Source organism: Novosphingobium sp. (assembly GCF_041905565.1).
Taxonomy (GTDB): Bacteria; Pseudomonadota; Alphaproteobacteria; order Sphingomonadales; family Sphingomonadaceae; genus Novosphingobium.
Genome location: NZ_JAYRKX010000023.1, coordinates 33,062 through 42,985, shown reverse-complemented (window position 1 = coordinate 42,985; position 9,924 = coordinate 33,062). Strand labels below are relative to the sequence as shown.

11 protein-coding genes, 1 tRNA gene and 2 pseudogenes are annotated in these 9,924 nt (G+C 65.7%); 11 read left to right on the top strand and 3 right to left on the bottom strand.

Annotation, left to right across the window (positions count from 1 at the left end; translation table 11 throughout):
- Nucleotides 1-127 precede the first annotated feature (127 nt).
- From ACE3N9_RS15225 to ACE3N9_RS15205, 5 genes and pseudogenes are all read left to right on the top strand, one after another.
- Nucleotides 128-976: pseudogene (locus tag ACE3N9_RS15225) on the top strand (IS21 family transposase); the annotation flags it as partial.
- Complete coding sequence (locus ACE3N9_RS15220) at nt 966-1,364, top strand: DUF3732 domain-containing protein (RefSeq protein ID WP_374285066.1); 399 nt, start codon at nt 966-968, stop codon at nt 1,362-1,364. The pseudogene ACE3N9_RS15225 and the gene ACE3N9_RS15220, both read left to right, overlap by 11 nt.
- 215 nt (nt 1,365-1,579) lie before the next feature.
- Complete coding sequence (locus ACE3N9_RS15215; RefSeq protein WP_374285064.1) at nt 1,580-1,873, top strand: DUF3489 domain-containing protein; 294 nt, start codon at nt 1,580-1,582, stop codon at nt 1,871-1,873.
- Between the two features lie 17 nt (nt 1,874-1,890).
- Nucleotides 1,891-2,310, top strand: a complete 420-nt coding sequence (locus ACE3N9_RS15210) for a DUF2924 domain-containing protein (protein ID WP_374285062.1) — start codon at nt 1,891-1,893, stop codon at nt 2,308-2,310.
- Nucleotides 2,307-3,944 (top strand): recombinase family protein, encoded by a 1,638-nt coding sequence (locus ACE3N9_RS15205; RefSeq protein WP_374285060.1) that lies wholly within the window; start codon nt 2,307-2,309, stop codon nt 3,942-3,944. Before ACE3N9_RS15210 ends, ACE3N9_RS15205 begins: the two co-directional genes overlap by 4 nt.
- Nucleotides 3,945-4,157: 213 nt before the next feature.
- Here ACE3N9_RS15205 and ACE3N9_RS15200 read toward each other — a convergent pair.
- Nucleotides 4,158-4,244: transfer RNA gene (locus tag ACE3N9_RS15200), tRNA-Leu, on the bottom strand.
- A gap of 229 nt (nt 4,245-4,473) precedes the next feature.
- On the opposite strand from ACE3N9_RS15200, the gene ACE3N9_RS15195 reads away from it, so the two are divergent.
- Nucleotides 4,474-4,647, top strand: a complete 174-nt coding sequence (locus ACE3N9_RS15195) for a hypothetical protein (RefSeq protein ID WP_374285058.1) — start codon at nt 4,474-4,476, stop codon at nt 4,645-4,647.
- Nucleotides 4,648-4,657: 10 nt separating this feature from the next.
- Here ACE3N9_RS15195 and ACE3N9_RS15190 read toward each other — a convergent pair whose 3' ends face one another.
- Both ACE3N9_RS15190 and ACE3N9_RS15185 read right to left on the bottom strand, forming a co-directional pair.
- The gene (locus ACE3N9_RS15190; RefSeq protein ID WP_374285072.1) at nt 4,658-5,353 is read right to left on the bottom strand and encodes a thioredoxin; all 696 of its coding nucleotides are present in this window, start codon (nt 5,351-5,353) and stop codon (nt 4,658-4,660) included.
- A gap of 168 nt (nt 5,354-5,521) precedes the next feature.
- A pseudogene (locus ACE3N9_RS15185) lies at nt 5,522-5,617 on the bottom strand (MJ0042-type zinc finger domain-containing protein); the annotation flags it as partial.
- A gap of 146 nt (nt 5,618-5,763) precedes the next feature.
- Between ACE3N9_RS15185 and ftsE the strand changes: the two are divergent.
- From ftsE to ACE3N9_RS15160, 5 genes are read left to right on the top strand one after another with little or no spacing between them, the layout of a single operon-like run.
- Nucleotides 5,764-6,486, top strand: a complete 723-nt coding sequence (ftsE, locus tag ACE3N9_RS15180; protein WP_374285070.1) for a cell division ATP-binding protein FtsE — start codon at nt 5,764-5,766, stop codon at nt 6,484-6,486.
- A gap of 5 nt (nt 6,487-6,491) precedes the next feature.
- A complete protein-coding gene (locus ACE3N9_RS15175; RefSeq protein WP_374285056.1) occupies nt 6,492-7,430 on the top strand; it encodes a cell division protein FtsX in 939 nt (312 codons plus the stop codon).
- A gap of 4 nt (nt 7,431-7,434) precedes the next feature.
- Nucleotides 7,435-7,965, top strand: coding sequence for a YdcF family protein (locus ACE3N9_RS15170; protein WP_374285054.1), 531 nt, complete (start codon nt 7,435-7,437; stop codon nt 7,963-7,965).
- Between the two features lie 5 nt (nt 7,966-7,970).
- Nucleotides 7,971-8,666 (top strand): lysophospholipid acyltransferase family protein, encoded by a 696-nt coding sequence (locus ACE3N9_RS15165; protein WP_374285052.1) that lies wholly within the window; start codon nt 7,971-7,973, stop codon nt 8,664-8,666.
- Nucleotides 8,663-9,919: an NRAMP family divalent metal transporter gene (locus tag ACE3N9_RS15160; protein ID WP_374285050.1), complete on the top strand. Its 1,257-nt coding sequence runs from the start codon at nt 8,663-8,665 to the stop codon at nt 9,917-9,919. Before ACE3N9_RS15165 ends, ACE3N9_RS15160 begins: the two co-directional genes overlap by 4 nt.
- Nucleotides 9,920-9,924 lie beyond the last annotated feature (5 nt).

The window sequence follows — 9,924 nt, the reverse complement described above, 5'->3', positions numbered from 1 at the left end:
CAAACTCCACCATAACGATGAGCCCGGTGGCCACCAGCGACGCCGCATTCCGGGGTGGGGCATGCCCCACCCCGGAATACACCGTCACATACACCGGAAATTACACCACGAGCGCGGACGCTAGCGATTGTCGCGTAACACGATCCGCAAATACCTGCGTGCGGATACGGTCGAGCCGAAGTTCAAGGTTCCAGCGCGGCCGAGCAAGCTGGACCCGTTTGCGGAGAAGCTGTCAGCTTGGCTGCGGATAGAAGCCAGCAAGTCGCGCAAGCAGCGGCGCACGGCCAAGCAGATGCACGCGGATCTCGTGGTTCTGGGCTACGACGGTTCCTACAACCGCGTTGCCGCGTTCGTACGGGTTTGGAAGGCCGACCGCCAACGCGACGCCCAGACCAGCGGGCGCGGCACTTTCGTGCCGTTGGTGTTCCAGCCAGGCGAGGCATTCCAGTTCGACTGGAGCGAGGACTGGGCGATGATCAGCGTGCGGATCTACCCCGAACGCATTGTCGTCGCGGCCGAAGGGCAGATCCTGTGCGAACATGAACGGGTAATCCAGCGATCCCATGATCAGCCGGGACGGACGATCTATGACTGGCGGCATTACCTCGCGGTGATCCAGCGCAAGCCCGGTGCCCTGCGCAACGGCGCTCCCTTCACCGAGATGCCGACAGCGTTCCGGCAACTGCAGGGCCATCTTCTGCGGCATCCCGGCGGCGACCGGGAGATGGTGGAGGTACTATCGCTGGTCCTGCACCATGACGAACAAGCCGTGCTGTGTGCCGTGGAACTGGCGCTCGACGCCGACGTGCCGACCAAGACTCATATCCTCAACATCCTGCACCGCCTGCTCGACGGCAAGGACGCTACGCCGCCAAGGATCGATGCTCCGCAGGCCCTGATCCTGCGGCGCGAGCCCAAGGCCAACGTCGCGCGCTACGACACACTGCGGAACAAGGACCTGCGTCATGCGTCATGATCCCGCCAGTGCCGCCGTCGTGGTCATGCTACGCGCACTCAAGATGTACGGCATGGCTCAGGCTGTCAGCGACCTCGTCGAGCAGGGTGCACCTGCCTTCGATGCCACGGTTCCGATCCTCTCCCAGCTGCTCAAGGCCGAGCTTGCCGAACGCGAAGTCAGGTCCATTGCATACCAGATCAAGGCAGCCATCCGCGCAGTGTTTGAAGCTCTTGGCGCTGAGGTGACGCGGGCGGCGGGAAGACTTCAGGTAATCGTACTGGATCATGCCGGGCCCGACGTTTGGGGCGAAATACTTGGCGTAACGAGGATCCAGGATTGGCGCGGCGACGATAAGCTCGTTCCGGTCGACTGGCTCAGTCCGCCGGCAATCTATCCGGCGAGCTGAACGAACCTGCGCTAATGTAGGCTGACGACAGCAATCCGGACAGGCCTCATCGTCGAACAGAGCAGACATTCCATTGGACTTAACAGTCTGTGCAAGCATGGGTGCTGTCAGTGAAACGCGGCCCTCTTAGGTTGGCGCAGCCCTAACCGGCGCGACCGGCAGGGCTTTGGGTGGTGGGAGCGGCGATGGTCGCTGCTCCGCATGGAGAACCACCCATGATTGCCAATGCCGACACCAAGCTAGCCACCAAGCGCCCGCGCAAGATGGCCCGCGAACCAAAGCCCGAAGAGGCCAACAAGGCCACGCCCAAGCGGGAGAGCAAGACGAGCCTCGTGCTTGGCATGCTCCAGCGACAAGAAGGAGCAACCGTCGACCAACTGGCGGTCGCAACCGGATGGCTACCGCATACCACCCGCGCAGCGCTGACGGGCCTCAAGAAGAAGGGCCACGCAGTCACCAGCGACAAGGTCGAAGGGCAGGGCCGCATCTACCGCGTGGTGGGGCCCTGATGGGACGCAGGCCTTACATGAGCCTCGGGCGGCTGGCTGAATTGCCCGCCGAGGACCTCAAGGCCGAGTGGGCGCGCCGCTATGGCGCGCCTTCTCCGGCGCTCTCGCCTGAACTCCTGCGCTTGGGGATTGGCTACAAGCTGCAGGAGCAGCGTCTGGGCGGGATCAGTCGCTCGACCCGGACGCTGCTTCGGCAGGTCGCAGTTAGCGAAGGGGAGGCCGGTGAGAAGAAGCCGCTTCCCCGCAAGCTCACCCTAGGAACCCGCCTGGTCCGCGACTGGCACGGGGTCGGCCACACCGTGATCGTGCTGGAGGACGGCTTCGAGTACGATGGCAAGCACTGGAAGTCGCTTACTGCCATCGCCAAGGCCATCACCGGTAACCAGTGGAACGGCCCGCTGTTCTTCGGCCTTGCCGAGCGGAAGAGGAAGCCGTGAAGGCGCTCCGCTGCGCGGTCTATACCCGCAAGTCGACCGAGGATGGGCTTGAGCAGGAGTTCAACAGCCTCGATGCCCAGCGCGAGGCCTGCGAAGCCTATATCACCAGCCAGCGCCACGAAGGCTGGACTCTGGTGCCGAACAGGTACGACGATGGCGGGTTCTCAGGCGGCAATATGGAGCGACCTGGCCTCAAGGCGCTGCTGGCCGATGTCGATGCAGGACTGGTCGACGTCATCGTCGTCTACAAGGTTGACCGCCTGACCCGCAGCCTTGCTGACTTCGCCAAGATCGTCGAGCGGCTCGATGCAAAAGAGGCCAGCTTTGTGTCGGTCACTCAAGCCTTCAACACCACGACCTCTATGGGCCGGCTAACCCTCAACGTGCTGCTGTCGTTCGCCCAGTTCGAGCGCGAGGTCACGGGCGAGCGTATCCGCGACAAAATCGCCGCCTCCAAGAAGAAGGGCATCTGGATGGGCGGGCCGGTACCGCTCGGCTACCAGGTCGTCGAGCGTAAGCTGGTCCCGGTGCCGGAAGAAGCCGAGCGGGTGCGCGCGATTATGCAGCGCTACCTCGAGGTCAGAAATGTTCCAGCCCTGATCGAGATCCTTCGCGCCGAAGGCGTTGTCACCAAGGTCCAGCATCGCGCCAGCGGCCCGCACCGCGGTGGCATCCCGTTCGCCCGGGGCAGCCTGTTCCATCTGCTCAAGAACCCGATCTATCGCGGCAAGATTGTTCACAAGGGCAAGGTCTACGATGGCGAGCAAGAGCCGATCGTTGATGAGGATTTGTGGGAGCGGGTGCAGATGTACCTCGCCGAGAAGGCACCGCCAAGAAAGCGCCCGACCAATGAGCCGCAGCGGGCGATGCTGCGGGGTCTCATCATCGACCCGCTCGGACGGCCGATGGTCCCGACCTATGGCTCGAGCAAGATCAAGCGCTATGCATACTACGAGACCCGCAAAGACCTGTCCCGGCCCGGCGATCCGCCGGGAATCCGGTTCCAGCGTGGCCATCTCGAGCAGCACCTAATTACGCATCTCGAGCAACTCCTGAACGACGAGCATGCCCTCCGGCGCCTGTCCGGCATCGAGGACGCAGGTACCTTGCGCACCATGTTCGCGACCGCCCACCTCCTTGCCCTGCAACTGCGCGAGACTGGGAAGATCGAACATGCAGTGCGGAGCTTCGTCTCCTCGATCATGATTGAGGAACGGGACATCGCGGTTAAACTCAGTTCCAGTGTGCTGAGCATCGCGTTGGATGCAGGCTGGGCCTTGTCTATCCCGCTTCCAGTGCGGCGCCCGTTCAGGGAAGCCCGCCTTCGAATCGATAGCGGGTCCGATCACAAACCAGCATCCAATGAGCTGCTTGGCCTCATCGCTGATGCTATGGCGGCGCAGCGCCTCGTCCTGGAATCGCCCGAGTTGAGCCTTGCCCAACTCGCCAAGCGGGAAGGGCGGTGCCGGACCCAGCTGACAAGACTGCTGCGGCTCTCCTGGATGAGCCCAAGGATTATCGAAGCAATCGCCACCGGCACCCAGCCCAAGGGGCTAACCCGGCGCGCCCTCCTGATCTGCGATATGCCGATCGACTGGGCCGAGCAGGAGCGCCAGTTCGGTCTCGCTGCCTGATCGGCCAATCAACCAGCAAAGTGAGGTGAAGCCGGGTTCTCGCGGGCAGAGAATCCGGCATATTTTTGCCCTCTGCCGCCGCCGGGCAGAGAGTCTCTAGCTTCACCTAGGTTTTGATGCGCCGCCAAACCCTGCGGAACTGCGCCATTCCACAGGCCATTCCACAGGCGCAGTCCGCCCGGAGGCGAAAATCTGTTACCTTGTCAGACTGATTGGTGCGGTCGAGAAGACTCGAACTTCCACGGGCTTTCGCCCACAACGACCTCAACGTTGCGCGTCTACCAGTTCCGCCACGACCGCTAAATCAACAGGACGGCGAAATCGCTAGGATTCGGGCCGCCCCGGGGGGGGTAGGAGCGCGCCCTTAGCAAAGGGGCGGGGCCCCTGCAAGCGTTCTAACCGTGTTTCACCCCTGTATAGGCGTTTGCGCGGATTGCGCCGCGGCGCGAACGGGCCTTTACCCTGTGGGATGTTGGCTGCACTGGCCCTTTGCGTCGCACTTGGCGGTCCCGCCGCCGCCGTGTCTCCGATGGCGGCCCCTTCCGGGATCGGCGGGGCGCGGCAAGGGGAGGCGCGGATCGCAGCAATCGCTACGGTCGTGATCCTTGAACCCGTGACCAATGCTGCGCGCGAAAACAGCCCCGGCCCCTTGCGCGTGGTCAGCCAGACCCGCGATGGGCGGCACTTCATCGAATATCAATAAGGCATCGGGGTCAGCCGGGCTTCCAGCCGAATTCGGCCTTCACCCCGCTCTTGGGGACGGGCACAAGCGCTTCATAGATCGCCACGCTCTCGCCCGGCGCCAGCACACGCTTGGCCGGGCGCAGTTCGGCGCGGTGGACGATCCGGCCGCGCGCATCGCGCAGCACAACCAGCACGGCTGGCACGCTGCGCTGGCTTTGCGAAATGTTGGTGACCGAACCGTTGATCCCGAAGAACCAGGTGCCGTTGGCCAACTGGCGGCGATCCTGCCGCTTTTCAGGGAAATCGAGCTTCAGGCCGGGCTGGTCTTCGGCAAAGACCGGCTTGGAGAACGGCATCCAGTCCGGCAGACCGTACCACGCGGTGGCGCCAACCGCGCCAAGGGCAACCACGGCGAACAGCAGGGCGGCAATGGTCCACATCCTGGCAGGATTGCGGCGGGGCCGGAATGGGGGTTCATAGTCGAAAGTCGACGGCGCCTGATCGTAATCCGAGCCATTGGCCGGGTCGGCCTGAACCGGCACTGGCGGCAGATCCTCGTCGCCGCGCAGCGGCGGCGGCGGGATCGGCACGCTGTCGGCCTCGGCACCTTCATCCTCGGCCCGGGCAAAGGAAACGGGCGGCGGGGCGGCCGGCTCGGCTTCGTCAGGCTGGGCGAACGAGACGGGCGGGGCGGCGATGCCGGCTTCGTCCTCGACCGCGGTCATTCGCGGGGGTGGAGGTGGTGTTTCCGCTGGGGCCTGCTCAAACGGCGGAGCCTTTTCAACCGGCGTTGCTTCGGGTTCAGGGGCCTGGCGCGGTTCCGGCTGAGGCTGGGGTGGCACTGCGGGCGCGGCCGGGGGCTCGATCCGCGGACCTTCCTGGAACCAGCTGTGGCGGCACTTCGCGCAGCGCACGGTGCGGCCGTCGACTCCGACGGCGCTGTCCGGCACGACATAGCGGGTGGCGCAGGCTGGGCAGGAGATGATCATGATAGCACCGTTAATCATGTTGTGCGCCGCGGCAATAGCCCGGCCCGTCGACAGCCGCGTGCAGAGGCTTTTTTCCACATGGATTGGCCGCTATAGCCCCGCGACGCACATTTGCCGCTGACTGGACCCTGTACCCGCCCATGACCATGACCGCCGCCGGGGAAATCGTCCAGTTCGACAATGTCGGCCTGCGTTACGGCACCGACCGCGAGGTGCTGAGCGACGTGTCCTTCACGCTCTATCCCGGCAGCTTCTATTTCCTGACCGGCGCCAGCGGTGCGGGAAAGACCTCGCTGCTCAAGCTGCTGTACCTGGCCCAGCGCCCCTCGCGCGGGGCGATCCGCATGTTCGGGACCGATGCGATCACCCTGCCGCGCGAACGCCTGCCGATGCTGCGTCGCCGCCTGGGGGTGGTGTTCCAGGACTTTCGCCTGGTGCCGCACCTGTCCGCCTATGACAACGTCGCGCTGCCGCTACGCGTGGCCGGCGTGACCGAGCGGGAACTGGCCAAGCCGGTGGCCGACATGCTCGAATGGGTTGGCCTGGCCGACCGGATGCATGCCCAGCCGGCCCAGCTGTCCGGTGGGGAACAGCAGCGCGTGGCGATTGCCCGTGCGGTGATCGGCCGCCCGGAAATGCTGGTCGCGGACGAGCCGACCGGCAACGTCGATCCGGACATGGCGATAAAGCTGCTGCGATTGTTCGAAGCGATGAACCGGCTGGGCACGACCGTGGTGGTGGCCACCCACGACGTCCACCTGCTCAAGAAGGTGCCGGATTCGCTGATCATGCGGCTCGACAAGGGGCGGCTCAGCGATCCGACCGGGGCGCTGCGCTATCCGCCGCGTCCCCACGTGGCGAGGGGGTGAGCGCCGTGGGCCTGTTTTCCTCGCAATCCGAAGGTTCCTTTGCCCAGCGCTGGCGCAGCCTGACCGGGCAGGGCGGCAGTGAACTGATCCCGCAGGCGCGTCTTTCGGGGCCGACGCCGTGGGTGATCGCGATCATGGTGGCGCTGACGGTGATTGCTGCGGCGGCCGGGCTGTCGTTCAGCAACACGGCGCGCAGCGCGTCGGACGAGCTGTCCGGCGGCGTGACCGTGCAGGTGGTCGAGGCCAATTCCGAGCTGCGCGCCCGCCAGGCCGAGGCTGCGGCCCAGCGCCTGCGCCAGACCCCGGGCGTGACCGAGGCCCACGTGGTCGCCCCGGACGAGGTTCAGCGCCTGATCGAGCCGTGGCTGGGCGCGCGCATTGACGGGGACGATGCGATCCCGGTGCCGGCGCTGGTCGATGCGCGGCTGCGCGATCCGGTCGATGCCGAAGTGCTCGGTGCGCTGCGCCGCTCGGTGCGCGAAGTCGCGCCGTCCGCGCGGGTCGATGCGCAGTCCAGCTGGCTGAAGCCCGTATTCGGTGCGATCGATTCGCTGCAATGGCTGTCGCTCGCCCTGGTCGGCCTGCTGGCCTTTGCGATGTCGGCGGCGGTGCTGCTGGCGGTGCGCACGGCGCTGGGAGCCAACCGCGACACGATCGAGATTGTCCACCTGCTGGGCGGCACCGACGTGCAGATCGCCCGCATCTTCCAGCGCTCGATCGGGTTCGAGGCGGTCGGCGGCGGGGCGCTGGGACTGGGGCTGGGCATGGTCGTGGTGCTGTTCCTGGGGCAGCGGTTCGCGGATCTTGGCGCGGGACTGGTCAACAGCGGCGCGCTGGCCTGGCTTGACTGGGTGCTGCTGGCGCTGGTTCCGCTGGCCGGGGTTGCGTTGGCGATGATCACGGCGCGGATCACCGTGCTGCGCACCCTGCGGCGAATGCTGTAGCGCCGTGCTGCGCCGGGTCGCCGCCACCATCCTGATCGCCTGGGCGCTCGGCTTCGTCTGGTTTTCCATGGCGCTGCCCCAACCTGCCGGCGAGCAGCGGACCGATGCGGTGGTGGTGCTGACCGGCGGAACCGGGCGGGTGGTGCGCGGGGTCCAGGTGCTGCGCGAAGGCTATGCCGAACGCCTGTTCGTGTCTGGCGTGGGCAAGCAGGTCAAGCCGCACGAATTCGCGGTGGAATACAAGGTGCGCTCGGCGCTGATGGCCTGCTGCGTGACCCTGGGGTTCCAGGCGGTTGATACCCGGTCGAACGGGCTCGAAACCGGCGCCTGGGTGCGCGCGCAGGACGTGCGCTCGCTGCGCCTGGTGACGAATGACTGGCACATGCGCCGCGCGGTGCTGGAATTGCGGCGCCATTTGCCCCAAGGGGTCGAGGTAGTGGAAGACGCGGTGCCAACCCAGCCGAGCTGGCGCACCCTGTTCACCGAATATCACAAATTGCTGGCCCGGTGGATCGCCGGGCTGTGGGGAGGCTGACCCTCGTGCTGTTGCTGCGCAACCTGTTGTTCTATCCGGTCTTCTACATCGGCTCGATCTGGCACGTCGTCGGATCGGTGCTGCTGGTGTCGCTGGGCTCGCGCCGGCACTTTCAGAAGCTGGTCGGCGATTGGTCGCGCTGGCACCGCTGGTGCGCGCGGGTGATCCTGGGCATCCAGCTCAGGATCGAAGGCGAAATGCCTGATGGGCAAGTGCTTTATGCGATCAAGCACGAAAGCTTCTACGAAGCGATCGACATGCCCGGCCTGTTCCATCTGCCGTCGGTCTTCGCCAAGGCGGAACTGCTGCGCATCCCGCTGTGGGGCACGGCCGCAAGCCGGTTCGGCGTGGTCCAGGTCGAGCGTGACCAAGGCGCCAAGGCCCTGCGCGCGATGTTGAGCGCGGCGCGGGCCATGGCAGCCGAGGGACGGCCGCTGGTGATCTTTCCCGAAGGAACCCGCGTGCCGCACGGCACCCACGCTCCGTTGCAGGCAGGCTTTGCCGGGCTTTACAAGCTGCTGGGCTTTCCGGTGGTGGCCGTGGCGGTGGATTCCGGCCCGCCTTATCATCGCTGGCTGAAGCGGCCCGGGGTCATCACCTATCGCTTTGCCGAGCCGATCACGCCCGGTCTCCCGCGCGAGGAGGTTGAGGCGCGCGTGCAGGCCGCGATCAACGCGCTCAATCCGGTAACTTCGGCGTGAGCCCAGCCGAAATGAAGCGCTCGGTCGGCGAAGTGCTGGGGCCGGGGCTGGTCACCGGCGCGGCGGATGACGATCCCAGCGGGATTGGCACTTACAGCCAGGTCGGCGCGCAGTTTGGCTTTGGCCTGGCCTGGACGATGTTCTTCGGTTTTCCGCTGCTCGCCTCGATCCAGGCAATCTGCGCGCGGATCGGGGCGACCACCGGACGTGGCATCGCCCAGAACCTGCGCCAGCACTATCCCCCCGCCGTATTGCGGGTTGTGGTGGTGCTGCTGCTGATCGCCAATGTCATCAACCTGGGGGCAGACCTGGGGGCGATGGGCGCGGCCCTGGCGCTGCTGCTGCCGGGCAAGGCGCTGGTCTACACCGTCTGCTTTGGCGTGGTCAGCGTCCTGCTCGAGGTGTTTCTCAGCTATGACCGCTATGCCCGCATCCTGAAGTGGACCACGCTGTCGCTGTTTTCCTATGTCGGGGTGGTGTTCGTCGCCGAAGTACCGTGGGGCACCGCGGTCTATGACATCCTGGTCCCGCGTTTCACGTTGGACCGCGAACACGCCATGGCGCTGGTCGCGATCTTCGGCACGACGATCAGCCCCTACCTGTTCTTCTGGCAGGCAGGGCAGGAAGTGGAAGAGCAGCATCGCCGGCATATCAAGCCGTTGCACGTGTCGCCGCGCTCGGCGGGGCCGGAACTGCGGCGGATCCGCACCGATACGATCGTCGGCATGGGCTTTTCGCACCTGGTTGCGCTGTTCATCATCGTTGCCACGGCGGCTACGCTGCATGCCAACGGTGTGCGCGATATCGCCAGCGCTGCCCAGGCGGCCGAAGCGCTGCGCCCGATTGCCGGCGACCTGGCCTTTGCGCTGTTCGCCATCGGGATCATCGGCACCGGGCTGCTGGCCGTGCCGATCCTGGCCGGAAGCGCCGCCTATGCGGTGAGCGAGACTTTCGGATGGGTCGAAGGTCTGGATCGCAAGCCGCGAGAAGCAAAGGCATTTTATGCCGTTATCGCGCTGGCCACGGCGGGCGGGATCGCGCTCAACTTCATCGGCATCGATCCGATGAAGGCGCTCTACTGGGCCGCTGTGGTCAATGGCCTGCTGGCCCCGCCGCTGATGGTGGTGACCATGCTGATCGCGCGCAACCGGGCAGTGATGGGCGAGCTGGCGATTTCCCGCCGACTGGCCTTCTGGGGCTGGCTGTCCACGGCGGTGATGTGGCTTGTCGCCGGAACGTTCCTGCTGAGTTGACCGAC